We start from the raw sequence: 26,727 nt of genomic DNA on the forward strand, positions 1-26,727 counted from the left end.
ACCGCTGCGAGAGCCTTGCCATGACGCGCCCTGCCCCACGCCGCCATCCCGTGACAACCGATCTTGTGCGTGATCTGCGCGCGGGGCGTCTCGGGCGACGCGAGTTTCTCAGCCGTGCCACGGCCCTCGGGCTTGGCGCGGCGGCGGCGCATCTGCTCGGCGGGTTTGCCCTGCCCGCCCGTGCCGCCACACCTGTGCGCGGCGGCACGCTGCGAATCCAGCAAAGCGTCAAGGCGCTGCGCGATCCGCGCACCTATGACTGGAGCGAGATGGCCAACCAGACGCGCGGTTTTCTCGAATATCTCGTGGAATACCACCGCGACGGCACCTTTCACGGCATGTTGCTCGAGGGCTGGGAGATCAGCAAAGACGCCACCCGCTACCGGCTCCGTCTGCGCCCCGGCGTGCGCTGGAACAATGGCGACGCCTTCACCGCCGCCGACGTGGCCCACAATATCACGCGCTGGTGCGACAGCACCGCGCCGGGCAATTCCATGGCCACGCGATGCGTGGGGCTCATTGACCCCGCTACGGGCCACGCGCGCGCCGGGGCGATCACCACACCCGACCCGCTCACCGTCGATCTGGCCCTCGCCACTCCCGATATCGCGCTCATTGCCAATTTCTCGGACTACCCCGCCGCCATCACCCACCCAAGCTACGAGGGCGGCGATCCCTTTGCCCATGGCATCGGCACCGGTCCGTTCCGCCCACTCAGCCTGACCGTCGGCGAAAGCTGCATCCTCGAACGCAACACCGCCCATGACTGGTGGGGCAGCGCGGTTTACGGCGGGCCGTGGCTCGACCGGGTAGAGTTCATCGACCTCGGCACCAACCCCTCGACCTGGCTTGCGGCCGCCGAGGCAGGCAGGATCGACCTGCTTTATGAAAGCGTCGGCACCTTCATCCCCGCCATGGACGCGATCGGCTGGCAGGCGACCGAAACGCCGAGCGCGGCCACCATCGTCTTTCGTGGCACGCAGACCGACCGGATGGTGGGCACCAATCCCTATGCCCGCCGGGGCGTGCGCCGCGCGCTCGCGATGGCCATCGACAATGCGATCTGCCTCGAGCTTGGCCATGACGGGCGCGGCTCGGTGGCCGAAAACGATCATGTCAGCCCCCTGCACCCCGCCCATGCCGATCTTGGCCCCGCCCCGTATGACCCCGCCGAGGCGCGCCGCCTTGTGACCGAAGCGGGGCTTCTGGGCTTTCGCCACGAGCTCGTGACCGTCGATGACGAATGGCAGCGCAACACCGGCGATGCGGTGGCAGCGCAACTGCGCGACGCGGGGCTGCGGGTGCAGCGGCGCATCGTGCCAGGGGCCAGTTTCTGGACCAACTGGCGCGCCTATCCCTTCTCCGGCACGCAATGGAACCACCGCCCGCTTGACGTGCAGGCGCTGAACCTCGCCTATCGCTCGGGCGCAGCGTGGAACGAGACCGGCTTCAGCCATGCGGAATTCGACACGCTGCTTGACGAGGCCTCGGGCCTCATCGACACCGATGCGCGGCGCGCGGTGATGGCCCGCCTGCAAGCCATCCTGCGCGAGGAAGGCGTGATCGTGCAGCCCTACTGGCGCGCACTCTTCACCCATCACAACGGGCGCGTGCTCAACGCTGAAAAACACCCTGCGCATGAAATCCATCTGCACCGGATCGGCTTTGCGCCCTGAGCGCGTTCAACTCCCCAGGATCACCCTGACGTAATTCCGCGTCTCCTTGAACGGTGGCACACCACCATATTTCTCGACCGCTTGCGGCCCGGCATTATAGGCCGCCAGCGCCAGCCGCCACGAGCCGAACTTGCGGTATTGCTCGGCCAGATAGCGCGCGCCCCCTTCGAGGTTCTGACGCGGATCGTTCGGGTTCACCCCCAGCATCCGTGCCGTTCCGGGCATGAGCTGCGCCAGCCCGATCGCGCCCTTGTGCGAGACCGCATCCGCCCGCCAGCCCGATTCCTGCTGAACCAGACGCAGAAACAGGCTCTCGGGAATGTTGTGGCGCCGCGCTGCCTGTTTCGCAATCTCCAGATAGGGTCCGCGATAGGCGCTGCGGAACATCGGCGTGGGATCGAGATCATCCCACATCGTCGGCGCCTTGAAATTCTGCGGCTGAAGGCGCACCGAATTACTGTATTGCTGGCTCGCCCGACTATCGAGAACCCGGGTCTGCGATTGAAACACGCCGACGCGCCCCTTGGTGGAAAGCGTCTCGGCCTCAACGCCCCCGGGCAGCGAAACCCCCGCAACAAGCGCCAGAATGATGCCGCGCATGTCCTGCTGTCCCCACACTCGTTTTTCCGCGCAAACCATATGGATTTTCCCCCCAAACTCGAGCATTTTCACCCATGTTTCGCCCATGTTACAGGGTGCACGCGGGAAATCGCCGGTCCGGGGATGATTTTAACCCTTCCTTCACCCTGATACGATGATGTAACCGGTCAGGGAACATCCGCAAGCGGCAGGAGGGAAACATGGCCGGGTCCGTCAACAAGGTAATCATCGTCGGCAATCTGGGCCGCGATCCCGAGGTGCGCACGTTCCAGAACGGCGGCAAGGTGTGCAACCTGCGCATCGCCACCTCCGAGACCTGGAAAGACAAGAACACCGGCGAGCGGCGCGAAAGGACCGAATGGCACTCTGTGGCGATCTTTCAGGAAGGGCTTGTGCGCGTGGCCGAGCAATATCTGCGCAAGGGCTCAAAGGTCTATATCGAGGGCAAGTTGCAGACCCGCAAATGGCAGGATCAGTCCGGCCAGGACCGCTATTCCACCGAGGTGGTGCTTCAGGGTTTTGACGGAACGCTCGTGATGCTCGATGGGCGTGGCGAAGGGGGCGGTAGCGGAGGGGGCGGCTATTCCGGCGGTCAGGATCAGGGCTATGGCGGCGGCGACTACGGCAGCGATTATGGCGGCGGCCCCGCTCCCGCCAGCCGCCCCGCGCGCGACATGGATGACGAAATCCCGTTCTAGGGGCGCCCGCGCGGGCTTTGCCTCTGGCCTTTCTGCGCCGCGGCGTCTAAGGCGCGGGCGAAACAGCATCAGGACACCGCCCCATGGATCTGCGCAATATCGCCATCATCGCCCATGTCGACCACGGCAAGACAACGCTCGTGGACGAACTCCTCAAGCAGTCCGGCGCCTTCCGCGTCGGACAGGCGGTCGATGAGCGCGCCATGGACAGCAATGACATCGAGCGCGAGCGCGGCATCACCATCTTTGCCAAGCCCACCTCGGTCGTGTGGAAAACCACGCGCATCAACATCGTCGATACCCCCGGCCACGCCGATTTCGGCGGCGAGGTAGAGCGCATCCTGAGCATGGTCGATGGCGTCGTCCTCTTGGTCGATGCCGCCGAAGGCCCGATGCCGCAGACCAAATTCGTCACCTCCAAGGCGCTGCGCCTCGGGCTGCGCCCCATCGTGGTGCTCAACAAGGTGGACAAGCCCGCCGCCGAACCCGACCGCGCGCTCAACGAATGTTTCGACCTTTTCGCCAATCTCGGCGCCAACGAGGATCAGCTCGATTTCCCGCACATGTATGCCTCGGGCATCAAGGGCTGGGCCGATCACGAGCTTGACGGCCCGCGCAAGGATCTCTCGGCGCTGTTTGACCTCATCATCAACCACGTCCCCGCGCCCCGGCAGCTCAGGCATGTGGATGAGGATTTCCGCATGCTCGCCACCACGCTCGGGGCCGATCCCTTTGTCGGGCGTATCCTGACGGGGCGCGTCGAAGCGGGCCGTTTGCGGGTGGGCCAGACCGTGCAGGCGCTCTCGCGCATCGGCCAGAAGATCGAACAGTTCCGCGTCACCCGGATTCAGGCGTTTCGCGGCCTGTCCTCACAGGATATCGAAGAGGCCGGCGCGGGCGATATCGTGTCCATAGCGGGCATGTCCAAGGCCACCGTGGCCGATACCATCTGCGCGCTGGCCGTCGATACCCCGATTGCCGCGCAACCGATCGATCCGCCGACCATCACCGTCACCTTCGGCATCAATGACAGCCCGCTCGCAGGCCGCGACGGCAAGAAGGTCCAGAGCCGGGTAATCCGCGAGCGTCTGATGAAAGAGGCCGAATCGAACGTCGCCATCAAGATCACGGATACACCGGGCGGCGAGGCATTCGAGGTGGCGGGCCGGGGCGAATTGCAGATGGGCGTTCTCATCGAGAACATGCGCCGCGAGGGGTTTGAGCTCAGCATTTCGCGCCCGCAAGTGCTCATGCGCGAAGGTGAGAACGGCGAGCGGCTGGAGCCGATCGAAGAGGTGACCATCGACGTGGACGATGAATATACCGGCGCGGTGATCGAGAAGATCACCGGCGCGCGCAAGGGCGATCTGGTCGAGATGAAACCCTCTGGCGTGGGAAAGACCCGCATCGTCGCCCATGTGCCCTCACGCGGGCTGATCGGCTATCACGGCGAGTTCCTGACCGACACGCGCGGCACCGGCGTGCTCAACCGCGTCTTTCACGGCTGGGCGCCGCATCGCGGGTCCATTCCGGGGCGGCGCGCGGGCGTGCTCATCTCGATGGAAAACGGCGAGGCGGTGGCCTATGCGCTGTGGAACCTCGAAGAACGCGGGCGGCTTTTCCTCGGGGCGCAGGCCCCGGTCTATACCGGCATGATCATAGGCGAGCACAGCCGCGAGAACGACCTTGAGGTGAACCCGCTCAAGGGCAAGAAGCTGACCAACGTGCGCGCCTCCGGCACCGACGAGGCCGTGCGCCTGACCACGCCGATCACCCTCAGCCTAGAAGAGGCCATCGCCTATATCAACGACGATGAACTGGTCGAGGTCACGCCGAACGCCATCCGCCTGCGCAAGCGCCACCTTGACCCGCACGAGCGCAAGCGCGCCTCGAAACAGGGCTGAGGCCGCTGGCGCCCCCGCCAAAGGGGGCGCCTTCAGTCCGGCAATTCGAACACCTGCCCGGGATAGATCAGGTCAGGATTGCGGATCCGGTCACGATTGGCCTCGAACACCCGCAGATAGAGAATGCCCTGGCCGTATCTTTCCCGAGAGATCGCCCAAAGAGTCGAGCCGGGCTGCACCGTGACAACCGACAGGCGCGGCGTGTCGGGCGTCGCGGCGCTCTCGGGGGACGCGGCAAGCTCGCTCGCCGGCTCACGCTTGAAGGGGGTCTCGATCCGCGAGGTAACGTCACCGGCGGGGCCAACCTCGTCGATGCGCAGCGTGTAGACACCGCTGTCCACCTCCGGCAGGTCGCTGCGCCAGGAGCCATCGGCCTGAATGCGCGAGGTGGTGACAGGCCGGTTGTCAACGTAGATACGCACAAAACCTTCGGATACAGAGGCGCGCCCGGACAGTTCGACCGCGCCCCCGTCGGAATAACCGATCGAGTCGAGCGTCACGGATTGTGCCTCAGGCTCTGGCGCGGCGGGGGCCTGAAGTACGCGCACACCATCCTCGCCCGACAGGATCACGACGGGCGCGACAGGGGCGCTCTCCGGCTCCAGGTCCGGCTCGGACGCGGTGACAGGGGGCGCCTGCGATGGCGCGGCCTCTGCGGGCGCCACGGCGTCGGCCTCTGTCTCGACAGCCGGGTCGAGCCCGGCCAGCCTGTCCTGCGGGGCAGCGGATTCAGGTGCCGTGCGGGCCGCCGGATCCTCGCTCTCGGCCACGACCCCGGATGCGATCTCGTCCACGTTCTCGGACGAAGCGGCGGCCGTCGCCACCGGGGCCGGCGTCGGGGCGATCAGGATCTCATCGCGCCCGCGCAGTTCGTCGCCGTCCGGCAGCAAAAGCGCCAGCGTCAGGCTGCGCGCCACGTCAGAGGCCGGCAACGCAAAGAGCGCCACGAACTTGCCCGCCCCGTCCGCCTCGGCCAGAGCGACGCGCGCTTCATCCACAAGAACCGCGACCGTGCCGCCGGGCGTTGCGCGCCCGGCCACGATCGTCTGGCCGTCCGCGTCCAGCCGGAACGTGTCGATGGCGGGTGGCTCGGGCAGGGCTGCGGCAGGCTCGGACGTGGTGGCAGGCTCGGGCTGCGATCCGGTTTCCGTCACCCCGGTGCTTCCGGTGCCGTGTTGCGGTTCCGGGGCGACGGCCCGTGGCGGCTGCGCCTCCGGTTCCACCCCTCTCTGGCCCGACAGATAAACCCCGAGCGCCACCGCAACAGCCACCACGATGCCCGCGATACCGAACCTTGGCCCAGCTCCCAAACCGCCGAGTTTGCTCATCTTTTCCGTCTTCCCCAGCCGGGACTCCGCGCCCGGTTGCAGGAGCATATCAACAAGGGTATCACGGGTCAAAGCAACCCTTTTCACACCGGAGTTCCCCATGCCACAAAATGCCGTCTGTGTCTTTTGTGGCGCACGCGCCGGATCTCATCCCGCCTACTCCGCCGCCGCCGAGGCCACCGGGCGCATGCTGGCCGAGAATGGCTGGCAACTTGTCTATGGCGCGGGCGATGTCGGGCTGATGGGTCTGGTTGCGCGCGCGGCGCAAGGCGCAGGCGGCGAAACCATGGGCGTCATCCCCGACCATCTGGTGCGCCGCGAGGTCGGCAAGCGCGACCTGACCCGCTATGTCGTGACCGAGACCATGCACGAGCGCAAGAAGGTCATGTTCATGAATTCCCACGCCGTCGTCGTGCTGCCCGGCGGCGCGGGTTCGCTCGACGAATTCTTCGAGGTGCTGACCTGGCGCCAACTCGGCTTGCATGACAAGCCCGTTTTTCTTTTGAATACAGAAGGATACTGGACACCTCTCATGACTCTCCTGGATCATGTGATCGCGCAGGGTTTTGCCGATGAAAGTCTCAGAAATTTCGTGCAAGCCGTTGATACCGTTCAGGATCTGACCACGGCCCTGCGTGTGGCCCTGTCCTGACGCCAGCTTGCCGTGGTGTAGATCGCCAGCGCCACCCAGATCATCCCGAAGGCCACCCCATGCCACGGGCTGAAAGGTTCCAGAAACCAGAATGTTGCAACCAGAAACTGAAGGGTCGGATTGAGGTATTGCACCAGTCCGACCGTGGCCAGCGTGACCCGTTTCGCGGCATAGCTGAACAGGATCAGCGGCGCGCCGGTCAGGAACCCCGAGAAGGCCAGCAACCCGCTGTCACGCCAGGACCCGCCAAATGCCCCGCCGCCATCGGCGTGTGCCAGCCAGAGCACAATGATGGCAATGGGGGACAAAAGCATCACCTCGGCCGTCACCGACACCACAGGTCCGACTGAAAGTCCCTTTTTTACAAGGCCATATAACCCAAAGCTCAGCGACAGGACCAGCCCGATCCAGGGCGGCACACCCAGTCCGAGCGACAGCGTCACCACCGCCAGCGCCGCCAGGGCCACCGCCAAAAGTTGCGCCCCCCCCAGCCGCTCCTTGAGCACCACCGCGCCCAGAAGCACCGCCACCAGCGGAAAGACATAATAGCCAAGCGAGGCCTCCATGGCGCGGCCTATCTGGATCGAGGTGATGAAGACAAACCAGTTGAGCGAGATCATCAGCGCCGCCAGAGCGGTCAGCATCAGCGCGCGCCGCGTGCCGATAGCCCCGAAGAGCGCAGCGAGGCGGCCCTGGACCGTCAGCACCAGGGCAAAGAAGATCAGCGACCAAAGCGTGCGATGCGCGAGAATCTCGATGGGCGGCACATGTTCCAGCAGCTTGTAGTAGATCCCCGAGAGGCCCCAGACCGTGCAGGTCGCGACCATCGCGATGATCCCTTTCGTCGCTTCGCGCATCTCCGCCCTCCTCCCGCGCCACCTCTGGCATGAAATCGTCGGTTCCGAAAGGGCCCGCGAGCGGGCGGCGATCCGGCCCGGAAAGCGGCCCGCGTCCTTCACGTTTTGGCGAGTGCCGTGGCGCGCGCGCCACCTCTGTGGCAGGCTTCCATACAGCCTCTCAGCAAGGATTTCCCATGACCCGCCTTCTTGCCCTTCTCGCCCTTCTGCTGCCCCTGCCCCTCTTTGCCGCAGAAGACACGCCCGAGCCGCCCATGACGCTTGAGCGGCTCGATGCGATCATCCGCGCGCTCGACCCCGAGGCACAGACCAACGGCAGCATGTGGCAACTGACCGTCAACGAGGTCACCGTCCTCATCGTTACCGACGAATCCGCCGACCGGATGCGCGCCATTACCCCCGTGCGCAAGGCCGAGGAGGTCACGCCCGAGGAAATGACCCGCCTCATGCAGGCCAATTTCGACAGCGCGCTCGACGCGCGCTATGCCATCGCCAGGGACGTGCTGTGGTCCGCCTTCATCCACCCGCTCAAACCGCTGGAAAAGAACCAGCTCATTTCCGGCATCGGCCAGGTCGTGAACCTCGCGCAAAGCTACGGCACGCTCTATTCGGGCGGCGCGTTGCAATATGGCGACGGCGACAGCGGCGCGTTGCAGCGCGCGCTGATCGACGACCTGCTCAGCAAGGGCGAGGAGATCTGAGCCTCCCTTGCGCGCCCGCCCCTGCGAGGCTACATCTGGCGCAGACGACACCAAGAGGACATGCCCGATGGCCCTGCTCGCCTCCGATCTCGAAGCCCTCATCCGCGAGGCCCTGCCCAATGCCAAGATCACCGTCGAGGGCGATGACGGCGTGCATTTCGCCGCCGAGGTCATCGACGAGAGCTTTCGCGGCCTCAACCGCGTGCAGCAGCAACGCCTTGTCTACGCCGCGCTCAAGGGCAAGATGGACGGGCCGAACGGCACGATCCACGCGCTCGCGCTGACGACCAAGGCCCCCGGCTGATGTCGGGGGGCGGGCTGATCACGCTGCTTGCGGTGCTTGTGCTGATCGTCGCCGTGTTGCGCGCGGCACAAGCCATCCGGCAGGACCGCGCCATCGGGCGCGGCACCGAGCCGGGCCAGGGCCACAGCGTGATCGAATCGCACTATTCCTCCGGTGGGGCGGGCGGCGGCCATTCCATGAGCTACCGCATCCCCCGCGATCCGCAAACCTATGCCAAACTCTTCATCCCGAAGGACCGCAGAAAATGACCGACCCCAAGACCCGCATCGCCGAAACCGTCGCCGCCCATGATGTCGTGCTCTACATGAAGGGCACCAAGGAAATGCCGCAATGCGGCTTTTCCAGCCGCGTGGCGGGGGTTCTGAATTACATGGGCGTGGATTTCGCGGATGTGAACGTGCTTGCCGACGAGGACATCCGGCAGGGCATCAAGGACTATTCCGAATGGCCCACCATCCCGCAGCTTTACGTCAAGGGCGAATTCGTGGGCGGCTGCGACATCGTCACCGAGATGACCCTCTCGGGCGAACTGGATCAACTCTTCGACGCCAACGGCGTCGCCTATGACAAGGCCGCCGCCGAAAAGATCCGCGAGGCCAACGCCTGAACGATGGCCCGTGGCCCCGCCAAACGAACGCCGGTAACCGCTCAGAAGCAGATCAGTTCCGCCTCGGCCTGCGCCCGGCGCAGCGCGGCGATGGCGTTGTCGGCCGACGGGGCGCTGTTGAACACCGCCATGCGCTCGCCGCCCACCCGGCGCATGGAAAGCACCGTTTCGGCGGCAAGGTAATCCTCATAGGGCAGGATGGCGGCGATCTCGTCGATGGAACAGGCACAGCGCCGCAGCACCTCGCGGCTCTGTCCATTCATCGCCATGCAGGCAAAGATGTAATCCGCCCGCGCCTCGGTCGGGTAATCGTTGAGCCGCGCAGCCAGATCCTGCGCCCCCGCGCCGGTAGCCATGAGCGTGAGGATCACCGCCCATCTCATGGCTTCACCCCTTCACCGGTCAGCACCGTCTCGGAACGATAGGCCCCGTCGGGCGTGGTAGCCACAAGCGCATGATACCATCCCGGCACCTCATCGGACATCGTGACCGTCAGTTCCAGATCGCCAAAGCCCTGCATGCGCGCGTGGTTCGGATCCCCCTCGAAGGGGTGCAGCACCACCGTCTGCGTGGCCACCGCGCGGCCCGCCACCTCCGCCGTGCCCGGCACGACCTCCACGGATTGCGTCATCGCCTCCTTGACGCGGTTTCGGATATAGAACGGGCTGCCCCCTGCCGTCGCAGCCATGTCGCGCACGACCTGTTCGTAAAAGACCATGATCATCGGGTTCCCGACACTCGCGGGAAAGCGGCCCATGATCCGGTGACGCTCGCCCTGCCGGAAATCGAGTTCGGCCAACTCCACCCCGTCCTCGGTGGCAAAGCCAAGCGCGATCTCGCCGGTGGCATTGTCCGCACTCTGCGGATCGCGCGCATTTTCGACCGTGCGGCGATAGAGCAGCGCGCCGCGCCGGTCGATCGTGTCGAGCGTGCCCTCGCGGAACAGCAGATCATAGGCCGGCACCGGCTCCGCCACCGCCATGCCTCCGAAACTCACTCCAAGGATCAGAACCGCGCGCAGGATCATGAGGGGCCTCCTTTTCTGGTCCAAGCCTAGGGGATCGTGCAGCGCTGTCATTTGAGACTTTTGTCGGTATCGCCGCCGTGCCGCACCGCCCAGTCAATGAGCGGGCGCAGATGCGAAAGCTTCACCGGCTTGGAGATCACGGCGATATCGGCGCGCGCCGCCTCGCGTCGCAGCGCCTCGGAGCGGTTGGCGGTCACCAGGATCGCGGGCAGGTGCTGACCGCAAATGTCGCGCAGCGCCGCCACCGCATTGAGACCTGTCGCGCCCACATCGAGGTGGTAATCGGCCAGCACGATATCGGGGCGCACCCCCTCCGCCAGCCGCGCCAGCGCCTCGGCGCCGCTGCCCACCCCCGTCACCCGCGCCCCCCAGAGCCGGAGCCGCTCGGCAAAGGCAAAAAGCACATCGGCGTCGTTCTCGATCACCAGCACGTCATGGTCGAACGGCCCTTCGCTCGTGGCCGGGATCATAACCACCGGATCGCCGCGCCGCGCTTGCCAGTCCATCACCTCCATCGCGATGCTGAACACCGAACCGCGTCCCGGCGCGGAACGCACCCCGAGCGCATGCCCCAGATGCCGGCAGGCGCGATCCACAACCGACAGGCCAAGCCCCATGCCGGTACCGACACGCGCCTCGCCCGCGCGCGCGAACTCATCGAAGATCCGCGCCTGATCGGCGCGCCTTATGCCGATGCCGGTATCCCAGACCTCCAGCACCGCGCACGCGCCCCGCCGCCGCGCGCCCAACAGAACCCTGCCGCCCGCCTCTGTATACTGGATCGCGTTCACCACGAGGTTCTGGATCGAGCGGTGCAAATAGACCGGGTCCGAGCGAACAAAGACATGCGCGGGCACCACGTCGAGCCGCACCCCCTTGGCCTCGGCCAGGGGCAGTTGATCGGCAAAGACGCTTTCCATCATCGCACCCAGATTGACCTCGGAGGGCGTAACCGCATCCGGGTCGGCGCTGTCGAGCCGCGAGATGTCGAGAAGCGCGTGCAAAAGCTGCTCGGTCGAGGAAAACGCCCGGTGCAGCCGGTCCACCATCGGCAGCAGATGCGACCCCTGCGCCGCCTCCTGCAAGGTCGAGATCAGCAGCTTCGCCGCGTTGATCGGCTGCAACAGATCATGGCTCGCCGCCGCCAGAAACCGCGTCTTGGACGACACCGCCGCCTCGGCCCGTTCCTTGGCCAGGCGTAATTCCTCCTCCACCCGTGCCTTTTGCTCGAACTGCTCGGTCAGCCGCGCATTGGCGCGGGTCAGTTCCGCCGTGCGCTCCATCACCCGGTTTTCCAGCATCTCGGTCGCCCGCGTCTCAAGCGTGACGTCCTTCAATTCCACCAGAAACCCGCCATCGGGCAAGGTGTTGGCCTGCACATCGAGCACCCGGCCCTTGCCATGACGCACCCGGCGGCGAAGCCAGCCGGCTTTCTTCAACTGCTCTCGCCAGTTTGCCACTTCGAGAAAGGCATTGTCACGGATGAGCGCCTTCGCCTGCATGAAGGCCAAAAGCCGTTCCAGCGTCGTGCCCCGGCCAAGTTCGCTTATCGGCACGTCAAGCAAGTGGCGAAACTGCCGGTTCTGCATCATCACCGCGCCCTCGGGCGAGAATGTGCAGACCCCCGAACTCATGTGCTCGAATACCGCCTGAAGGTAATCCGCCTGCCGGTCGATCAGCGTCTTTCGCTCCGACCGGTTGCGCCGGACGATCGGCGTGATGTCGGTCAGAAGCAGAACCACATTATCCGACGATGTGCGCTGAAGGCCAAGCTGATACCAGATATCGCCCGAAATCTCGATCAGGATCGACATGACGATCCCCGCCTCGCTGTCGTCCCCCATCGGCACCGCCGGGCGGTGAATCTTGCGGTCGGTCGAGACAAGGTAACGGCTCTGCACCATCAGTTCGAAATAACCATCCAGGCTCAGCCCCATCTTCACCCGCTCGGCGATATCGGGCAGCAGGTTGCGGAACAGATCGTTGCAGATATCAAGCCTGCCCTCGGTGAACAGGGCAAAGCCCTCGTGCATGGCCGACAGCGCCTCGTGCAGGTTGCGCCGCGTGCGCTCGCGGTCGCCGCGCATGGACTCAAGCTCGCTCGCCGCGCGTTCCAGATCGCGGGTCTTGGCGGCCACCTGCGCCTGCAACTCGATGGCCGACTGAAAGGCGCTATAGGCCGAAAGGCTCAGCTCGTTCTGTCGGTCGGCCCGCCGCATCAGCGCGGCGATGATCCGCTCCTGCCGCTCCAGCCGCACCTCGGGCGGCTGTGACGCGTCGATCACGCTCATACCGGCCCGCCCCGCGCGGGCCCGAAGAACGCCACGCCGACAAAAGTCTGGTTCATGTGGACGCCGCCATGCTGCTCGCCATAGGTGTTGAAGCCCAGAACCCGGCGCGCGCGAAACACGTCCGAGACCTCGCGCGCGATCTGTTTCTGCTCGGCCTCCAGGCGGCGCAGCACGCAGTCAAAGCCAAGGATGAAATCGGGCGGCGCACCCTCGGCATCGCTCAGATCAAGCCCCGCGCGCAGGCTCTCGATCATGCCGCGCCCGCGCCCCAGCGTCATGATCACCCCGTCGTCGATCGCCGCCATGAACGACAGCGCGTCGGTCTCGGTCGCGTCCGCGATGGCGCGCACGTAATATCGCCCCCGGTGATGCACGAGGATCGGGTTCTCTGCGAAGATGCGCGGCGACAGATCCCCGCGCGCACAGCCCACGATCCGCGCATATTCCGGCGCCGCGGGCGCACCGTTGATCTCGAAGACAAGGCGATCCTCAGGGTCCGCCCCGGTGATGATCAGTTGCTCGCCGGTCGGCTGGAAATGGTCGAAATTCACCCCCTGAAAGTTCAGCGCCGTCTCGACCATGAGAACAACCGCGCCCCCCTTGATCAGCCGCCCGCCATGGAGCACGAAGGTCTCGTTGAATTCAAGCCCGTCCCCCGCCGAGCCGCCGAAAACAGGCGTGTCAGGCAACACCGCCTCCAGCGTCGAGATCAGCAGATCCTCCTGCTTGGACATCCCGTCGGCAAAAAGCAGGGCCAGCCGGTTCCAGCCGGGCGTGTGGCGAAACTGCGCATCCAGCCGCTCCACCCGCGCGGCAATCTCCGAGATCGAGAACGGGCGCAGCCGATCGATCAGCACCGAGGCACAGCGGAAATACGCGCGCGGAAACGCCATGAGCAACAGCGCCTCCGAGGCATAGCCCTCGGGCGTGATCTGCCCCGCCGAGGTGCAGCCAAAGACCGGAACCCCGTCCAGATGTACGTCGAGGGCACGTGCAACCGCACCCGGATCAAGGCTTTTCGGGATGAAGACCAGCGCGAAAGAGGTGGCCGCGAGGTCCACCCGCGCCACCACCTCGGCCACTGCCGCACCCGCCTCCGCCGCCTCTGAGGCGGCGACATGGACATGCTTCGGCCCCGTTCTGGTGGCGGCGTCGCGCATCCTCAACCGTTGAGATAGGCGCGCGTCTCGGGATCGCCCGAGCCTTGCGCGCGGGCGTTGTTGACCAGAACCGCCGCCTGTGTGCGGTTCTTCACGCCCAGCCGGTTGAGCAGCGCGGTGATATGCGCCTTTACCGTCGCCTCAGCCAGCGACAGCTCATAGGCAATCTGCTTGTTGGCCTTGCCCGCGCAGATCAGACGCATGATCTTCTGCTGCTGCGGGGTCAGGTTGGCCAGCGCCCGGTCGGCTTCGGTGGTCTCATCGGGCCGGGCATGCAGCGCCTCCACCATTGCCTGCGGCACATAGCAACGGCCCGCCCCCACCTGCGCGATGGCGCGGCGCAACTCCTGCGCCGAGGCCTCCTTGGGCAGATAACCTGCCGCCCCCTCACGCATCAGCGCCCGCACCAGCTCCGCCGAGGCAAGCGCCGAAATGACCAGCACCGGCACGCCCCCCAGCCTCTCGCGCAGGCTCACAAAGCCCGAGATGCCAGCCACATCGGGCAACCGCAGATCAAACATCACCAGATCGGGAACCAGCCCCGCGTCAAGCTGCGCCAGCGTTTCGCGCAGGCTTGAGGTTTGCACCACCGTGCAGGACGGATAGACAAGGCAGATCGCCGCCGCCAGAGCATCGCTGTACAGCGGGTGATCATCCACGATCAAAACAGATCCCGTGGCGAAACCCGACCGGATTTCGTCTCTTGTAACCATCGCGTTTCCTCCCCTGAAAAATTTTATCCGGTCGCACACGATTTGCAAGTGCCAGATGCGCAAGTTTCCCCCATGACGCGAACCTCACCTTGATGTGATCCCTCGCGACAGGTTCGTGAGATCGGGTAGGACCTGCGCGCGCCCGAAGATCGCCCGGTCCAGTTGCGCAAGCGCCGCCCGCCTCCCGTCGTCATCGCCGTCGCGCGCAAGCAACGCCACCGTGGCCCGGCGCATCGCTCGCAAATCGCCCGTCCGGGCCGCGCGCCGCACCTCTCGCGCCAGCGGATCGACCAGCCGAAAGCGCCATCCGCCGGGCTGCCAACCCGCCAGCGCCCCGATCAGGCCACCACCAAAAACCGCCAGTGCCAGAAGGGCTTCGCCCCAGCCCGGCAAGCGCGCAGACGGGTGGGGAACGCGCTGCGCCCGGATTGGCACGACCTCGCCATAAGCCACGCGTTGCGCGCCGATCTCCACCCGCCGCGCCACTCGGCCCTCACTGTCGAAATAGTCGAACCCCACCGGTTCGACGATGGCCGAGACGCCGTTGCCGGGCCGGATCGTCCAGCGCCAGAACGTGACCGTGACCGGCCCGCGCGAGGTCAGGTCCACCAGGTGTCTGACCGGATGGGCAAACACTCCTCCCGAGGGCGAGCGCATCTCGGGCATGGGCGGAATCATGCCGGGCAGCGCACCAAGCGCCTCCAGCCGGATCACCCGCAGCACACCCTCGCCGGGGGCAAGCTGATCGGGCGCGTTCGACCACTCGTCTCTGATCCGCAACTCGCGCACCGGGAACCACTCGGACAGGCGCACCGGCGCGGGCCGCACCGCGACGCGTACCGCTTCCGAGTACACCCTGTGCTCAAACCAGTTATCGCCCTCATCCGTAAGCGTCAGCCGATGGGCAAAGGGCGCAATCTCCAGCTCCCCCGCCGCCTCGGGAAAGAGCGCCATGCGCCGGGTAAAAACCTTGACCGGCTGCCCCCGCTCACGCTCCTCATGCCAGCTATCGGGGCCAAGCTGCGTCCAGCCAAAGCCGTCGAGCGCGGGCTGTTCCAGCTTTTCCAGCGTGATATGGCGGCGGTAACGGCCCACTATGGTGACAAGGATCATCTCGCCCGCATGGGGCAGATGCGCGCTCTCTTCCACCGTCACCGTCAGGCTCAACTCGCCAGAATGCACCTCGCGCGTCTGCGCCCAGGCCGCTTGAGGCCATAAATAAAGCAAAAGAATCAATGCTCTCATTGCTTGATCTCCCGCTTTCGGCGTTTGTGCTCCTGCGCGATCCGCGCCTTGAGGTAATCGCCCGGCACGTCGCGCAATTGCCGCAGCCAGCGCGCATCGGCGGCCACATGGCTGTCGGCAAAGACCCGTCGCACCGACAGCGGCCCGGTGCTGCGCAGATTGGCCTGCCCCACGCTCGCGCCGCTATTGGTGCTGTCCTCGCCGGTGCCCGAGGCGCGCCCGTCGCCGCGCCCGATAGGGGCGGCCACCTCCGGCCCCTCGCCGCGTTGCGGAAAAGCCGCAATCGTCTCCGGATCAAGCGCCGTTCCCGCGTAAAACGCTGCAACCAGATCGAAATTCGCCGTCGCCTGCGAATCGCCCGCCGCACGCCCGCGGTCATAGGCTTCCAGCGCCGCCGCGTAACGCCCTCGCCGCACCTCCGAATTACCGAGGTTCAGCAGCGCCCCCGCCGCCGCGAAATCCTCCGCCGCGCGGCCCATCTCGCCGGCCCGATACCACGCCACCCCGCGCCAGCCCGGATCGTCGAAAAGCGCCGCCGCCATCCGCGGCAGCCCAAGCGCCAGCGCCACCCGGCCAAAGGGCGCCGCCCCGCCCAGCACCAGCGCGACGGCCCCCGCCAGCACGGCCACAAGCGCCAGCGCCCTCATGTCCCCGCCCGCCGAAAGAGGACCAGCAACGGCACCAGCGCCAGCGCCAGCAGATACCGCCCCAGATCGTGCCAGAACAGAAGCCGGTAGCCCTGCCGCTCCAGCCGTGGCCGCGCGCCATCCGAGAGCCACGCCGCCAGCGCCCCCGCCTCCTGTGGCGCGAAAACCCGGCCCCCGCCCGCCGCCAGCGCCGCGCCTTGCGGTGCGTCCGTCACGACCGAGACCCGTGCGCCCGCTTGCGCGATGCGCGCCGCCTCCGCCTGCGTCGCCGCGTCTGCGCCCGCGCCACCGGTCAGCAGCACCACGTCGCCCGCCAGCACCTCGGCCAGCCGCAACCGCTCATGCGCCAGCGCCAGCGCCAGCGCCGGGGCCGCGCCCTCATCGGGCACCGTTGCGGCGTCGAGCACCAGAAGCGTCTGCGCCAGTTCACGGTGATCCGCGCTCATGTCGAGCGCCGTGTAGGCGTCGCCCGCATAGACGATCAGGCCCGCGGGCCGCGCGCCCAGCCCCGTCACCGCCAGTTGCGCCGCGCCCAGCATGTCGGGCCAGCCGGGCCCGTCCGCAAAGCCCGCCGAAAGATCGACCACAAAGAGCACACCGTCGAGATTGCGATACGAGACCGCATCGCGCCGCTCTACCGCCGGTCCCGCCAGCGCCAGCACCAGAAACACGGCCAGGGCCAGCGCCGCGCCCAAGGCCCCGCCGCGCCCCGCACCGCCCGCCACGCGCCCCATCTCCGCCATCGCCGCCATCAGGCCGGGATCGGCCACGCGCCCCCAGTCACCCGCCGCTCCCCGCCCCCGCCAGAGCCAGAGCGCCAGAAGCCCCGGCAACGTCAGGGCAAGAAGCCACTCGGGCCGCAATACCGTGATCGCCAGCGCGCTCATCCCGGCCCCCGCCACAGCATCGCCAGCGTGAGCAGCAGCGCAGCACCTGCGGGCCAACGCCACCAGTCGCGGTGGATCTCGGCGGCAAGCCCCGCGCTCTCGGTCGCCTCCAACCGGTCAAGCGCCGCGCCGACCGCTTCCAGATCCGCCATGTCGCGCACCCGGAAATAGCTCCCGCCCGAGACCTCGGCGATGGCGCGCAGGGTCGCCGCATCGACCACGCCGCGCTCGCCCGCCTCGGCGCTCTCGATGTCCTTGGGGCCAAGCGCGATGGTATGCACCCGCACCCCCATCCCCGCCGCAAGCGCCGCCACGCCGCGCGGATCGGTCTGCCCGGCATTGTTCTCGCCATCCGACATCAGGATCACCACGCGCGATTTCGCCTCCGATCCCTCCATCCGCTTGAGCGCGAGACCGAGACCGTCCGAGATATTGGTCGCCCGCCCGGAAAGACCGATTTCCGCCTGCTCGATACGCCGCGCCACCGCCTCGACATCATGGGTGAAGGGGGCGGCGACGTAGGCTTCGGAGCCGAACAGAACAAGGGCTAGACGGTCGCCGCCGCGCCGCCGAACGAACTCGGCCCCGACCTTGCGGACCGCGTCGAGGCGGCTGATCTCGGTGCCGTCAAGGTAGAAATCCGTCCGCACCATCGAGCCGGATAGATCGAACACCACCGCCAGATCACGCCCGCTCAGCTTGAGCGCGCGCACCGGGTCAAGATCGCGCGGCCCCGACAGCGCCAGCACCACCAAGCCCCAGACTAGCCACGGGAAAACCGCGCCGCCGCGCGTGCCGCCTGCGCCCCGTGCCGCACGTGCCAGATCAGCCCCGATGCGCCCCGGCACCATGAGCCAGCCATCACCGCCCGCGCGCGGCGGCAGCAGCCGGCCAAGCAGCCAGGGCAGCGGCAGGAGGGCCAGCGCCCAGGGCGCAGCCAGATCAAACATGGCGTCGCAGCGTCGCTTCGAGTGCGTCGAGATCGAGGTCTGTATCGCGTCGGTATAGATCCGGCTTGACGGCTGTGTAATGCGCGGGCAGGTGATCGCGCGCCAGATGCAAAAGCCCCACGCGCCGCACCGCCGCCTCCTGTCCGCCAAGCGCGTCGAGCCGGTCGGAGAGCGTGGGCGCGCGCCGGGCCCGCCGCCGCCGTAACAGCAGCCGCACCAGCCCCGCCGCCCCGAGCGCCAGCACGGCCCCAAGCGCCACCGCTGCCGCCAGATCAGCGGGCGCGCCGCCCTCCGCCACCTCGGGCAAGCGGATATCTTGGAGCGCGGCCAGCATCGCCGACTCGTGCGTTGCCCTGCTCATGGCTGGTGCGCCTCTGCCGCCAGCCGCCGCGCGACAAGCGCGGGCGGCTCTGCCGCGTCGAGCACCAGCGCGCTGTGTCCTGCAATCTCTGCGCGCTCGGGCAGCGGTGCGGCCTCACCCGGCCCGCCAAGGTGCAGCGTGACGGGCGCGCCGCCCATGGGCCGGATCGGATAGCGCCCGGCGGGCAAGCGCCCGGCCAGCGCCTCGGTCACAAGGATGAGCCGCAGCGCGCGCCTGCGGCCAAGCCCGCCAAGCCGGTCAGCGAGCGCGTCGCCCGGTGTCTCGAACCCCGAGACAAGCACGATCTCGGCCCCCGCGGGCACCAGCCGCGCCGCCTGCTCCAGCGCCGTGTCGAGCGGCGGATCGACCGCACCGCCGCGCGCCGCAGCAAGCCCCGCCGCATGGGCGCGCACCATGGCGCCGATCACCTCCAGCATCCCGCGCGCGCGTCCCCTCGGGCGCACCACCTCCGCGCCTGCGGCGCTCAGCGCCAGCAGCCCCGCGCGCCCGCCCTCCTCGATCAGCCGCCAGCCGACCAGCGCCAGCACCTCGGCGGCGGCGACCGACAGAAAGGCGCGCCCGACCCCCCAGAACATCGACGGCCGGAAATCCGCCACCAGAAGGGCCACGCGGTCGCGCTCGGCACTGAACTCGCGCAGATGAAGCCGCCCGGTGCGCGCACTCGTGCCCCGGTCGATCCGGCGGATGTCATCGCCGGGAACATAGGCGCGCGTTCCCGACATCTCGAGCCCCTGCCCGCGCGCGCGTGTGGCCACGCCGCCGGGGAGCGCCGCCGCCACCGGCACACGTCGCGCCGCCAGCGCCTCGTGGCGCAGCGCGATCAGCGCCTCGGCCCGAAGCGCCACGCCGGGGGGGTCGAGCGGCGCGCTCATAAGGGGTCCACCCGGGCCAGAAGATCGGCCACCACCGCGCGCGGCGCTCGCCCCTCGGCCACCGCCGACCAGCGCAGCACCATCCGGTGCGCAAGCGCGTCCGGCGCAAGCTCGGCCACATCCTCGGGCAGCGCGTGATCGCGGCCCCGGAGCCAGGCGCGCGCCCGTGCCGCCGCCGCCAGCGCCAGCGAGCCGCGCGGCGAGACCGCGTGTTCGATCCCGGCGGCAAGCGGCCCCTCGCGCGTGGCCATCACCATCCGCACGATGTAATCGCACAACTCGGGCGCCAGATGCACCGCCGCCACCTCGCGCTGCGCCGCCGCCAGCGTGCCGGGGTCGAGCACGGGCGCTTTGGCGGCGGTCCTGCCCGCGCGGCTCTCGGCCTCCACCAGATCGAGAATCCGCCGCTCGGTCGCCTCGTCGGGCAGGTGCAGCACGGTATATAGCAGGAAGCGATCAAGCTGCGCCTCGGGCAGCGGGAATGTGCCTTCATGCTCGATCGGGTTCTGGGTCGCCACCACAAGGAAAGGCGCGGGCAAGGGATGCGTCTCGCCGCCCGCCGTCACCTGCCCCTCGGCCATCGATTCCAGAAGCGCCGATTGCACCTTGGGGGGGGCGCGGTTGATCTCGTCCACCAGCACCAGATTGCTGAAGACGGGGCCGGGCAGAAATTCGGTCGTGCCGTCATGGGGGTGGTAAACCGGCGTGCCGGTGAGGTCCGAGGGCACAAGATCGGGCGTGCACTGGATGCGCGCGAAGCGGCCCGAGACGCCCGCCGCCAGCGCCTTGACCGCGCGGGTCTTGGCCACGCCGGGCGGTCCCTCGATCAGCAGATGCCCGCCCGCCACGAGCGCGATCATCAGCCGCTCGATCAGCCGCTCCTGCCCCGCCAGCGCCGCCGCGAGCGCGCCCTCGAGCGCGGCCATCCGTTCCTGTGCCTCAGACGCCATGCACCTTCTCCCGATTGGGGCCCATGCAGGGCCGGCCCGGTCAGGCTAGCGCCAAATTCATGGCTCGGGAAAGACAGCCCTTGGTCTTAGCCCGCGCGGCCCCCGCCACCAAACTTGGTTTGACAGGCGTGGTCCGCGCGCGGTATTGAACATTTGTTCATTTAAAGGAGGCACCCATGCGCATCACCGATACCGCAGCGATCATCACCGGCGGGGCCTCGGGTCTTGGCGAGGCGACGGCGCGGCACTTTCGCGCGCTTGGCGCAGAGGTCACGCTGTTTGACCGGGACGCAGAACGCGGCGCAAGCGTCGCCGCAGAGATCGGCGCCACCTTCGCCGAGACGGATGTGACCGACGAGGGCTCGGTCGCCACCGCCATCGCGACGGCCAAGGCGGCCATGGGCCGGATCACTGCGGCGATCAACTGCGCGGGGATCGCGACGGGAGCCAAGACCATCGGGCGCGACGGGCCGCACCCTCTGGATGCTTTCCGCCGGACCATCGACATCAACCTTGTCGGCACGTTCAACGTGGCGCGCCTCGCCGCGGCCGAGATGGCCGGGAACGCGCCCGATGCGGACGGGGCGCGCGGCGTAATCGTCAACACAGCCTCGGTTGCCGCCTTCGACGGGCAGAAGGGCCAAGCCGCCTATGCCGCCTCCAAGGGCGGGATCGTGGGTCTGTCGCTGCCCATGGCGCGCGATCTTTCGCGCGAGGGCATCCGGGTGATGGCCATCGCGCCGGGGATCTTCGCCACGCCGATGATGCGCGGCCTGCCGCAGGAGGTGCAGGAAAGTCTTGCCGCCGAGGTGACATTTCCAAAACGCCTCGGCGATCCGGCGGAATATGCGCGGCTGGCGGCCTTCATCGTCGAATGCGGTTATCTCAACGGCGAGGTGATCCGCCTCGACGGCGCGCTCAGGATGCAGTGACCGGCAACAGCGGCACGCGCAGGAACCGCTCGGGGCCGAGCGCAAAATCGTAGCGCGCGACCCCATCCCACTGTGGCAGGTAGGGCGCAAAGAGCGTGCGCTTGGCTTCGGGGTCGGGGGTTACGGTCAGCCCCGTGCCCGCCATGCCCTCGCCGAAGGTCAGAAGCGTGCGCACGCCCGCCCGCGCCGCCGCCGCGCGCACCGCATGGTGCAGCAACACATGCTCGCGGTGGCCATATTCGCCCGCCTCGTTGTGGGTGATGACGATATCGGGCGTATAGAGGCGCATCGCCCCTTCCGCCGTGGTGCAGAGCACCGGGAAAAGCGGATGGCGCGCCAGCGCGCGGCGAGGCCGCGCGCGCAGTTCCTCCGGCTCCGAGGGCAAAGAAATGAAGCGGCGCAACGCGCGCGGCCCACCCTCGATGGCGAACGGATACTGCACATGGCTCACCCCGAGCGCCGCGCAGACCCGCGCCATCGCGGCCGTGCGTGTCATGGTATCCGCCCGCCCCTCGGCGGGGCGAAAGAAACAGGCCACCGTCACGTCTGCGCGCGGCGCGATCTCGGCGAGCAATCCGCCCGCGAACAGCACCTCGTCATCCTGGTGCGCAGTGCAGAAAAGCACGCGCTTGCCGTCGAAATCCGCGAGGTCCGGGCACTCGGCGGCGATCGCGGGGCCCGTCTCCAGCACGCGAAACCGCTTGTCGCGCGCCTCGGCAAAGACCCCATCGGAGGGATCGCGCGCAAGCCCGCGCGCAAGCATTTCGCGCGTCGCTTCGCGCACGAGACCATGGGCGTAATCACCCTGCATGAGCCATGCGCGCGGGGCGATGGCGGGCCAGAGCGCGGCCAGTTCCTCCAGCCGCCCCGCCTTGCCCCCGTCAAGATGCACCATGTCCACAAGACCGAAGGGGCGCGTTTGCGCCACCTCGCGCAACCCATCAAGCGCATCAGCCACGATCAGCCGGAACCGGTCTGGAAAGCGCGCCTCGAGCCAGGCCGCCGCCGCCGGAACGAAGACCTCCACCGGCGGCCAGAACGGGCGCAGCCGCCGCGCCAGATCAATGCCCACCACCCGCAGATCGGGATTGGCGTGAAGCGCCAGCAAGACGGCATGCCCTCCCGCCACGCCCACCTCGACAAAGACGCGCGCGCGTTGTGCCATCGCCACCAGCGCCCGACGCTTGGCGGCCATTTCCGCCGAAAAGGCGGCCTTCTGGAAATTCTCGACCTTGTTGGCGTAAAGCACGTTGCCATTGATGACCGCAGGCTCGCCCGCCGCCTCGAGTGCCGCGATGATGGCCCCGTCAAGCCCGGCCAGATCGCTCAGGAACGCCTCGGAGGACAGTATCTCCTCGCAGTCCGACCCGCGTCGCGGTTCGACATATCCCATGATGCGCGGCCCTCCTGCCCGTCGAGCGCAGTCTAGCCGCAGAGCCGCGCCCGCGACAAGGCTCAGCCCTCGGCCTTTTCGGCCAGGGCGAGCCACTCCTCCTCGGCCTCGGCCAGCGCCGTCTGACGCTGGGTAAGGGCCTCTGTCGCGCGGCGAAACTTGACCGGCTCGCGGCTGAACAACTCGGGATCGGCCAGCAGCCCTCCCAGCTTGCCGATTTCCGACTCGAGCCGCGCGATCACACCTGGCAACTCCTCCAGCCGGTGCTTCTCGGTAAAGCTGAGGCGCGACGCAGTGGGTTTTTCAGACGTCAACTCCGCTTTTTTAACCTCTGCTTTCAAAGTGTTTTTCGCCGCATCCGGTATGGTCGCAGCGCGCTGCGCCTGATAATCGGTCCAGCCCCCGGCATAGGCCACCGCGCGTCCGTCACCCTCCATCGCGATGGTCGTGGTCGCCACGCGGTCAAGGAAATCACGATCGTGGCTGACCAGAAGCACCGTGCCGTCGTAATCGTCGAGCAACTCCTGCAACAGGTCGAGCGTCTCGATATCGAGATCGTTGGTCGGCTCGTCGAGCACCAGAACATTGCTTTCGCGCGCCATGATCCGGGCCAGAAGCAACCGCGCTTTTTCCCCACCCGACAAAGACTTGACAGGCGCTCTTGCCTGCCGCTCGTCGAACAGGAAATCCTTTAGGTAGCCCACCACATGGCGCGGCTGACCGCGCACCAGCACCTGATCCGCCTGCCCCGAGACGCGCATGTCGGCGTCGCCCGTCAGGCTTTCCCACAGGGTCATCTCCGGGTCGAGCCGCGTGCGCGCCTGATCGAATACCGCCGGAACGAGGTTGGTGCCATGGGTGACGGTGCCGCTGTCGGGCACGACCTCTCCCATCAGGATCTTCAAGAGCGTCGTCTTGCCCACGCCATTGGGTCCGACAAAGGCCACCCGCTCGCCGCGCATGACCCGCAGGCTGAACGGGCGTAAGATGAGGTTATCCCCGTAAGCCTTTGTAATGTCCTTCACCTCGAAGACCTTGCGCCCCGAGGTCGGGCCAGACTCGAGCGCCATCGCCGCTGTGCCCTGCCGCTTGATCTGCGCGCTGCGCTCGGCGCGCAACGCCTGAAGCGCACGCACCCGGCCCTGATTGCGCTTGCGCCTGGCGCTGATGCCCTCGACGGCCCATCTCGCCTCGGCCTTGATCTTGCGATCAAGCTTGTGGCGCTGCATGTCCTCTTCTTCCCACAGCTTGTCGCGCCACGCCTCGAAACCGCCGAATCCTTCCTCCTGACGCCGCACCATTCCCCTGTCGATCCAAAGGGTTGCGCGGGTAAGTTCGCGCAGGAATGCGCGGTCGTGGCTGATCACCACATAGGCGCGGCGGGTGGTGCGCAGCGCCTCTTCCAGCCAGCCGATCGCCTCGATATCGAGATGGTTGGTCGGCTCGTCGAGCAGCATCAGTTCCGGCGCTTCGGCCATCAGTTTCGCCAGCGCGGCGCGGCGCCGCTCGCCCCCCGAGGCGGTCGCGACCGGGCGTTCTGGATCGAATTTGAGACCCTCACCCGCCATCTCGACGCGATACATCTCGCCCGGCTCAAGGTTCGAGGTGGCATAATCGCCGAGCGTGGCAAAGCCCGCCATGTCAGGCTCCTGCTCCATGTAACCCACGCGCACACCGGGCGAGACGATGCGCTCGCCCCGGTCCGGCTCCACCAGACCGGCCATGACCTTCAACAATGTCGATTTACCCGAGCCGTTGCGCCCCACCAGCGCCACCCGATCACCCGGCTGCACGATCAGCGACAGGTCGTCAAAGACCGGCTCCCCCCCGAAGGTGAGCGATATTCCGGTAAGTTGGAGAAGCGGTGCGCGTGCCATGGGCGGGGGCTATCCCGGCCCCCGCGCGGCGTCAAGCCTCAGCCCGCAAGCGCCCGCAACAGACGCTGCCGCGCCGCCGGAATGGCGCAGATCTCGACGCCGGTAAAGACATGCAGCGTGCCCATCTGCCGGTCGATCACCGCATGATCACTGACCCATCCACCCATCATCAGATAGGTGCGCAGAAGCGGCGGCATATGCCGCATCGCCGCATTGAGATCCGGCTTGTGCAGCCTGAGGCGCTGCGCAAATCGGAACACACTCGGGGCTTTGACACGCGGCCACCAGCGGCGCGGCGCGAGGTGGTGCTTGCCCAGCATGGCAAAGGCGTCAAGATAGGGTTCGGTCTCCACCCCCTTGAACGAGGAGCAGCCAAACAACAGCACGACCCCGTGGGCATCCACAAGCCGTGTCATCGCCGCCCAGGCCAGACGCAGGATATCGGGGTCGTGCCGGTCGGGCGCGAGACAGAATCGCCCGATCTCGGCCATGCGCCCCTCGAATCCGGCCAGCGCCGACAAGTCGTAGAACTGCGCCGAATAGCTGCGGGCAATCTCGCTTCCGCCTCCGAGCATGAGCACCCGGAAACAGCAGACCAGATCACCGCTTGTCTCTTCCTCGACCAGGACATGCAGGCAGGCCGCGTCATGCGCGTCCGCGTCAAGCCCGCCCTCCTGCCCCAGAAAGGCACGCGCCCGCAGCGCCTGCGCGCGGATAATATCAGCCGGATCGCGCGCCAGTCGGGCCAGATAGCAGCCTTGCCGAATGTCGTCCATGGCACCGCCTTCCGCGACAACCTGCACAGGCTCGAGATTACACCGGCGCCGTGACACGGCGATGACCCTAGCCGCCGAACGCGTCCGCCGGGTTCAACGCGCCGATATTGCTCAGAAGCTGCCGCAGGAAGCCCGCCTTGACCACCGAATTGTCGGTCACACGGCGCGCCAGCGGCACGATCTGCCCATCCTCAAGCCCGAACCTCTCGATATTGGCGATCGTGTCGTCCGCGTTGAACGAGATCGCCAGCACCTCGCGCTCCACCTCCTGAGGGCGGAACATGCCGAAGGTGCGCTTGCGCGAGCGCACATAATAATAATCGCCCTCGCCCGAGATCCCCGAGAGGGCGGGCGCGCCGATCAGATCGTCCACGGTGGCACGACTGTCCACGCCCACGATCAGGTTCTGGAGATCCTCGTCAAGCGGCATGTAGCCGTGATTCTTGTAGGTTGCCGCACAGGACGCCACCCCCAGCAGCGCGCACAAGGCAAGGCTGCGCATGAAACGGGTTGGGAACGCTGTCATCACTGCCCTCTTGTCATGGCCGCGCGCGGCTTTTATCCCGCTTACATCAATGCGCCCCTCGGGTTCAAGAATGGAAGCATCGCCGCCATGCCCCAAGACATAGCCCCAAGCGGCCTTCTGCGCCTCGCACAACTGAAACGGCAGACCACTGCCTTCGATATCGTGCCCGACGCCGCCGCACGAACCGCGCTGGCCAACGATCTGGGGTTGCTCGATCTGCGCAAGTTACGCCTGGCCGGGCGGATCACCGCCGAGGGCGGGCGCGACTGGCTCCTGACCGCAACGCTTGGCGCGACCGTGGTGCAGCCCTGCGTGGTGACGCTCGATCCGGTCACCACGCGCATCGACGAGACGGTGACACGCCGCTATTCGCCCGACACGCCCGAGCCCGCGCAGAGCGACGAGGTCGAGATACCCGAGGACGACACGCTCGAACCCTTGCCCGATGTGCTTGATCTCAACGCGCTTCTCGCCGAGGCACTGGCACTGGCCCTGCCGGTCTGGCCGCGCAGCGCGGGAGCCGCACTTGGCACCACGCGCGCCGCCCCCGACGGCATCCGCCCGCTCGCGGACGAAGATACCCGCCCCTTTGCCGGACTTGCCGACCTGCGCGACAGGCTTGCGGGCAAGACGGAAGATGAGGACGCGAACAAGGATGAGGACACCCGTGAGGGCTGAACACGCGCCAAGAATCGCTTGCCCCCACATCAAATCTCTGTATTTTCGCGCTCTCACCGGAATTTGGGGTTGAACCGGCGGCTCGCTCAGGATT

At 67.2% G+C, this 26,727-nt stretch carries 29 protein-coding genes; 10 read left to right on the top strand and 19 right to left on the bottom strand.

The features are described from left to right. Positions 1-20: 20 nt before the first annotated feature. Positions 21-1,676 carry an ABC transporter substrate-binding protein gene (locus KAK09_RS02140; RefSeq protein ID WP_210877177.1) on the top strand — a complete coding sequence of 552 codons (1,656 nt, stop codon included), beginning with the start codon at positions 21-23 and terminating at the stop codon, positions 1,674-1,676. Positions 1,677-1,682: 6 nt separating this feature from the next. On the opposite strand, the gene KAK09_RS02145 is transcribed toward KAK09_RS02140, so the two are convergent. Next, positions 1,683-2,276: a lytic transglycosylase domain-containing protein gene (locus KAK09_RS02145; RefSeq protein ID WP_210877178.1), complete on the bottom strand. Its 594-nt coding sequence runs from the start codon at positions 2,274-2,276 to the stop codon at positions 1,683-1,685. Positions 2,277-2,476: 200 nt separating this feature from the next. Between KAK09_RS02145 and ssb the strand changes: the two genes are divergently transcribed. Together ssb and typA are read left to right on the top strand one after the other, a co-directional pair. Then, positions 2,477-2,974: a single-stranded DNA-binding protein gene (gene ssb / locus KAK09_RS02150; protein ID WP_210877179.1), complete on the top strand. Its 498-nt coding sequence runs from the start codon at positions 2,477-2,479 to the stop codon at positions 2,972-2,974. An 83-nt stretch (positions 2,975-3,057) separates the two neighbouring features. Then, positions 3,058-4,878 carry a translational GTPase TypA gene (typA, locus tag KAK09_RS02155; protein ID WP_210877180.1) on the top strand — a complete coding sequence of 607 codons (1,821 nt, stop codon included), beginning with the start codon at positions 3,058-3,060 and terminating at the stop codon, positions 4,876-4,878. Positions 4,879-4,910: 32 nt separating this feature from the next. On the opposite strand, the gene KAK09_RS02160 is transcribed toward typA, so the two are convergent. After that, positions 4,911-6,206 carry a LysM peptidoglycan-binding domain-containing protein gene (locus KAK09_RS02160; protein WP_210877181.1) on the bottom strand — a complete coding sequence of 432 codons (1,296 nt, stop codon included), beginning with the start codon at positions 6,204-6,206 and terminating at the stop codon, positions 4,911-4,913. A gap of 100 nt (positions 6,207-6,306) precedes the next feature. Between KAK09_RS02160 and KAK09_RS02165 the strand changes: the two genes are divergently transcribed. Further along, positions 6,307-6,858 carry a TIGR00730 family Rossman fold protein gene (locus KAK09_RS02165; RefSeq protein WP_210877182.1) on the top strand — a complete coding sequence of 184 codons (552 nt, stop codon included), beginning with the start codon at positions 6,307-6,309 and terminating at the stop codon, positions 6,856-6,858. On the opposite strand, the gene rarD is transcribed toward KAK09_RS02165, so the two are convergent. Further along, the gene (rarD, locus tag KAK09_RS02170; RefSeq protein ID WP_210877183.1) at positions 6,819-7,715 is read right to left on the bottom strand and encodes an EamA family transporter RarD; all 897 of its coding nucleotides are present in this window, start codon (positions 7,713-7,715) and stop codon (positions 6,819-6,821) included. The two genes, KAK09_RS02165 and rarD, sit on opposite strands and share 40 nt — an antisense overlap. 176 nt (positions 7,716-7,891) lie before the next feature. Here rarD and KAK09_RS02175 point away from each other — a divergent pair, with 176 nt between their 5' ends. The 4 genes from KAK09_RS02175 (at position 7,892) to grxD (ending at position 9,327) form a co-directional block, all read left to right on the top strand. Beyond that, positions 7,892-8,416 carry a type III secretion system chaperone gene (locus tag KAK09_RS02175; RefSeq protein WP_210877184.1) on the top strand — a complete coding sequence of 175 codons (525 nt, stop codon included), beginning with the start codon at positions 7,892-7,894 and terminating at the stop codon, positions 8,414-8,416. Between the two features lie 67 nt (positions 8,417-8,483). Further along, complete coding sequence (locus KAK09_RS02180; RefSeq protein WP_210877185.1) at positions 8,484-8,720, top strand: BolA/IbaG family iron-sulfur metabolism protein; 237 nt, start codon at positions 8,484-8,486, stop codon at positions 8,718-8,720. Continuing rightward, on the top strand, positions 8,720-8,968 hold the full coding sequence (locus KAK09_RS02185; protein ID WP_210877186.1) for a hypothetical protein: 249 nt from the start codon (positions 8,720-8,722) through the stop codon (positions 8,966-8,968). The genes KAK09_RS02180 and KAK09_RS02185 overlap by 1 nt, the downstream gene beginning before the upstream one ends. Next, positions 8,965-9,327 (top strand): Grx4 family monothiol glutaredoxin, encoded by a 363-nt coding sequence (gene grxD, locus KAK09_RS02190; protein ID WP_210877187.1) that lies wholly within the window; start codon positions 8,965-8,967, stop codon positions 9,325-9,327. The genes KAK09_RS02185 and grxD overlap by 4 nt, the downstream gene beginning before the upstream one ends. Positions 9,328-9,368: 41 nt before the next feature. Here the strand turns inward: grxD and KAK09_RS02195 are convergent, their stop codons facing one another. The 12 genes from KAK09_RS02195 to KAK09_RS02250 form a co-directional block, all read right to left on the bottom strand. Continuing rightward, positions 9,369-9,710 (bottom strand): hypothetical protein, encoded by a 342-nt coding sequence (locus KAK09_RS02195; RefSeq protein ID WP_210877188.1) that lies wholly within the window; start codon positions 9,708-9,710, stop codon positions 9,369-9,371. Then, entirely contained in the window at positions 9,707-10,354 is a 648-nt protein-coding gene (locus KAK09_RS02200; protein WP_210877189.1) for a hypothetical protein, read from the bottom strand. Before KAK09_RS02200 ends, KAK09_RS02195 begins: the two co-directional genes overlap by 4 nt. Positions 10,355-10,401: 47 nt before the next feature. Next, the gene (locus tag KAK09_RS02205; protein WP_210877190.1) at positions 10,402-12,645 is read right to left on the bottom strand and encodes a hybrid sensor histidine kinase/response regulator; all 2,244 of its coding nucleotides are present in this window, start codon (positions 12,643-12,645) and stop codon (positions 10,402-10,404) included. After that, entirely contained in the window at positions 12,642-13,805 is a 1,164-nt protein-coding gene (locus KAK09_RS02210; RefSeq protein WP_210877191.1) for an FIST N-terminal domain-containing protein, read from the bottom strand. Before KAK09_RS02210 ends, KAK09_RS02205 begins: the two co-directional genes overlap by 4 nt. 2 nt (positions 13,806-13,807) lie before the next feature. Then, on the bottom strand, positions 13,808-14,518 hold the full coding sequence (locus KAK09_RS02215; RefSeq protein WP_210877192.1) for a LuxR C-terminal-related transcriptional regulator: 711 nt from the start codon (positions 14,516-14,518) through the stop codon (positions 13,808-13,810). 84 nt (positions 14,519-14,602) lie between these two features. Continuing rightward, positions 14,603-15,763 (bottom strand): BatD family protein, encoded by a 1,161-nt coding sequence (locus tag KAK09_RS02220; RefSeq protein WP_210877193.1) that lies wholly within the window; start codon positions 15,761-15,763, stop codon positions 14,603-14,605. After that, the gene (locus tag KAK09_RS02225; RefSeq protein WP_272491238.1) at positions 15,760-16,410 is read right to left on the bottom strand and encodes a hypothetical protein; all 651 of its coding nucleotides are present in this window, start codon (positions 16,408-16,410) and stop codon (positions 15,760-15,762) included. Before KAK09_RS02225 ends, KAK09_RS02220 begins: the two co-directional genes overlap by 4 nt. After that, entirely contained in the window at positions 16,407-17,297 is an 891-nt protein-coding gene (locus tag KAK09_RS02230) for a VWA domain-containing protein (RefSeq protein WP_210877194.1), read from the bottom strand. Before KAK09_RS02230 ends, KAK09_RS02225 begins: the two co-directional genes overlap by 4 nt. Continuing rightward, positions 17,294-18,247 (bottom strand): VWA domain-containing protein, encoded by a 954-nt coding sequence (locus KAK09_RS02235; RefSeq protein WP_210877195.1) that lies wholly within the window; start codon positions 18,245-18,247, stop codon positions 17,294-17,296. Before KAK09_RS02235 ends, KAK09_RS02230 begins: the two co-directional genes overlap by 4 nt. Next, a complete protein-coding gene (locus KAK09_RS02240) occupies positions 18,240-18,608 on the bottom strand; it encodes a hypothetical protein (protein ID WP_210877196.1) in 369 nt (122 codons plus the stop codon). Before KAK09_RS02240 ends, KAK09_RS02235 begins: the two co-directional genes overlap by 8 nt. Beyond that, on the bottom strand, positions 18,605-19,501 hold the full coding sequence (locus KAK09_RS02245; protein WP_210877197.1) for a DUF58 domain-containing protein: 897 nt from the start codon (positions 19,499-19,501) through the stop codon (positions 18,605-18,607). Before KAK09_RS02245 ends, KAK09_RS02240 begins: the two co-directional genes overlap by 4 nt. After that, positions 19,498-20,451, bottom strand: coding sequence for an AAA family ATPase (locus KAK09_RS02250; protein ID WP_210877198.1), 954 nt, complete (start codon positions 20,449-20,451; stop codon positions 19,498-19,500). Before KAK09_RS02250 ends, KAK09_RS02245 begins: the two co-directional genes overlap by 4 nt. Before the next feature lie 176 nt (positions 20,452-20,627). On the opposite strand from KAK09_RS02250, the gene KAK09_RS02255 reads away from it, so the two are divergent. After that, positions 20,628-21,383, top strand: coding sequence for an SDR family NAD(P)-dependent oxidoreductase (locus KAK09_RS02255; protein ID WP_210877199.1), 756 nt, complete (start codon positions 20,628-20,630; stop codon positions 21,381-21,383). On the opposite strand, the gene KAK09_RS02260 is transcribed toward KAK09_RS02255, so the two are convergent. From KAK09_RS02260 to KAK09_RS02275, 4 genes are all read right to left on the bottom strand, one after another. Beyond that, positions 21,370-22,776, bottom strand: a complete 1,407-nt coding sequence (locus KAK09_RS02260; RefSeq protein ID WP_210877200.1) for a PIG-L family deacetylase — start codon at positions 22,774-22,776, stop codon at positions 21,370-21,372. The two genes, KAK09_RS02255 and KAK09_RS02260, sit on opposite strands and share 14 nt — an antisense overlap. A gap of 62 nt (positions 22,777-22,838) precedes the next feature. Further along, on the bottom strand, positions 22,839-24,653 hold the full coding sequence (locus KAK09_RS02265; protein WP_210877201.1) for an ABC-F family ATP-binding cassette domain-containing protein: 1,815 nt from the start codon (positions 24,651-24,653) through the stop codon (positions 22,839-22,841). A gap of 38 nt (positions 24,654-24,691) precedes the next feature. Continuing rightward, positions 24,692-25,429, bottom strand: coding sequence for a GNAT family N-acetyltransferase (locus KAK09_RS02270; RefSeq protein ID WP_210877202.1), 738 nt, complete (start codon positions 25,427-25,429; stop codon positions 24,692-24,694). Positions 25,430-25,496: 67 nt separating this feature from the next. Further along, positions 25,497-25,955, bottom strand: coding sequence for an outer membrane protein assembly factor BamE (locus tag KAK09_RS02275; protein ID WP_210877203.1), 459 nt, complete (start codon positions 25,953-25,955; stop codon positions 25,497-25,499). Between the two features lie 87 nt (positions 25,956-26,042). On the opposite strand from KAK09_RS02275, the gene KAK09_RS02280 reads away from it, so the two are divergent. Continuing rightward, positions 26,043-26,633 (top strand): YceD family protein, encoded by a 591-nt coding sequence (locus KAK09_RS02280; protein WP_210877204.1) that lies wholly within the window; start codon positions 26,043-26,045, stop codon positions 26,631-26,633. Positions 26,634-26,727: the final 94 nt, after the last annotated feature.

Source organism: Roseovarius autotrophicus (assembly GCF_018069895.1).
GTDB classification, from domain to species: Bacteria; Pseudomonadota; Alphaproteobacteria; order Rhodobacterales; family Rhodobacteraceae; genus Roseovarius; species Roseovarius autotrophicus.

What these genes read in the sequence shown, in the direction of transcription:
- KAK09_RS02235 (WP_210877195.1), bottom strand. Translation starts at nt 18,247, where the DNA reads ATGTTTGATCTGGCTGCGCCCTGGGCGCTGGCCCTCCTGCCGCTGCCC.
- KAK09_RS02185 (WP_210877186.1), top strand. Translation starts at nt 8,720, where the DNA reads ATGTCGGGGGGCGGGCTGATCACGCTGCTTGCGGTGCTTGTGCTGATC.
- KAK09_RS02215 (WP_210877192.1), bottom strand. Translation starts at nt 14,518, where the DNA reads ATGGTTACAAGAGACGAAATCCGGTCGGGTTTCGCCACGGGATCTGTT.
- KAK09_RS02245 (WP_210877197.1), bottom strand. Translation starts at nt 19,501, where the DNA reads ATGAGCGCGCCGCTCGACCCCCCCGGCGTGGCGCTTCGGGCCGAGGCG.
- KAK09_RS02140 (WP_210877177.1), top strand. Translation starts at nt 21, where the DNA reads ATGACGCGCCCTGCCCCACGCCGCCATCCCGTGACAACCGATCTTGTG.
- KAK09_RS02270 (WP_210877202.1), bottom strand. Translation starts at nt 25,429, where the DNA reads ATGGACGACATTCGGCAAGGCTGCTATCTGGCCCGACTGGCGCGCGAT.
- KAK09_RS02280 (WP_210877204.1), top strand. Translation starts at nt 26,043, where the DNA reads ATGCCCCAAGACATAGCCCCAAGCGGCCTTCTGCGCCTCGCACAACTG.
- KAK09_RS02255 (WP_210877199.1), top strand. Translation starts at nt 20,628, where the DNA reads ATGCGCATCACCGATACCGCAGCGATCATCACCGGCGGGGCCTCGGGT.
- typA (WP_210877180.1), top strand. Translation starts at nt 3,058, where the DNA reads ATGGATCTGCGCAATATCGCCATCATCGCCCATGTCGACCACGGCAAG.
- grxD (WP_210877187.1), top strand. Translation starts at nt 8,965, where the DNA reads ATGACCGACCCCAAGACCCGCATCGCCGAAACCGTCGCCGCCCATGAT.
- KAK09_RS02240 (WP_210877196.1), bottom strand. Translation starts at nt 18,608, where the DNA reads ATGAGCAGGGCAACGCACGAGTCGGCGATGCTGGCCGCGCTCCAAGAT.
- KAK09_RS02260 (WP_210877200.1), bottom strand. Translation starts at nt 22,776, where the DNA reads ATGGGATATGTCGAACCGCGACGCGGGTCGGACTGCGAGGAGATACTG.
- rarD (WP_210877183.1), bottom strand. Translation starts at nt 7,715, where the DNA reads ATGCGCGAAGCGACGAAAGGGATCATCGCGATGGTCGCGACCTGCACG.
- KAK09_RS02230 (WP_210877194.1), bottom strand. Translation starts at nt 17,297, where the DNA reads ATGAGCGCGCTGGCGATCACGGTATTGCGGCCCGAGTGGCTTCTTGCC.
- KAK09_RS02205 (WP_210877190.1), bottom strand. Translation starts at nt 12,645, where the DNA reads ATGAGCGTGATCGACGCGTCACAGCCGCCCGAGGTGCGGCTGGAGCGG.
- KAK09_RS02210 (WP_210877191.1), bottom strand. Translation starts at nt 13,805, where the DNA reads ATGCGCGACGCCGCCACCAGAACGGGGCCGAAGCATGTCCATGTCGCC.
- KAK09_RS02160 (WP_210877181.1), bottom strand. Translation starts at nt 6,206, where the DNA reads ATGAGCAAACTCGGCGGTTTGGGAGCTGGGCCAAGGTTCGGTATCGCG.
- KAK09_RS02220 (WP_210877193.1), bottom strand. Translation starts at nt 15,763, where the DNA reads ATGAGAGCATTGATTCTTTTGCTTTATTTATGGCCTCAAGCGGCCTGG.
- KAK09_RS02200 (WP_210877189.1), bottom strand. Translation starts at nt 10,354, where the DNA reads ATGATCCTGCGCGCGGTTCTGATCCTTGGAGTGAGTTTCGGAGGCATG.
- KAK09_RS02250 (WP_210877198.1), bottom strand. Translation starts at nt 20,451, where the DNA reads ATGGCGTCTGAGGCACAGGAACGGATGGCCGCGCTCGAGGGCGCGCTC.
- KAK09_RS02180 (WP_210877185.1), top strand. Translation starts at nt 8,484, where the DNA reads ATGGCCCTGCTCGCCTCCGATCTCGAAGCCCTCATCCGCGAGGCCCTG.
- KAK09_RS02265 (WP_210877201.1), bottom strand. Translation starts at nt 24,653, where the DNA reads ATGGCACGCGCACCGCTTCTCCAACTTACCGGAATATCGCTCACCTTC.
- KAK09_RS02145 (WP_210877178.1), bottom strand. Translation starts at nt 2,276, where the DNA reads ATGCGCGGCATCATTCTGGCGCTTGTTGCGGGGGTTTCGCTGCCCGGG.
- ssb (WP_210877179.1), top strand. Translation starts at nt 2,477, where the DNA reads ATGGCCGGGTCCGTCAACAAGGTAATCATCGTCGGCAATCTGGGCCGC.
- KAK09_RS02195 (WP_210877188.1), bottom strand. Translation starts at nt 9,710, where the DNA reads ATGAGATGGGCGGTGATCCTCACGCTCATGGCTACCGGCGCGGGGGCG.
- KAK09_RS02175 (WP_210877184.1), top strand. Translation starts at nt 7,892, where the DNA reads ATGACCCGCCTTCTTGCCCTTCTCGCCCTTCTGCTGCCCCTGCCCCTC.
- KAK09_RS02275 (WP_210877203.1), bottom strand. Translation starts at nt 25,955, where the DNA reads ATGACAGCGTTCCCAACCCGTTTCATGCGCAGCCTTGCCTTGTGCGCG.
- KAK09_RS02165 (WP_210877182.1), top strand. Translation starts at nt 6,307, where the DNA reads ATGCCACAAAATGCCGTCTGTGTCTTTTGTGGCGCACGCGCCGGATCT.
- KAK09_RS02225 (WP_272491238.1), bottom strand. Translation starts at nt 16,410, where the DNA reads ATGAGGGCGCTGGCGCTTGTGGCCGTGCTGGCGGGGGCCGTCGCGCTG.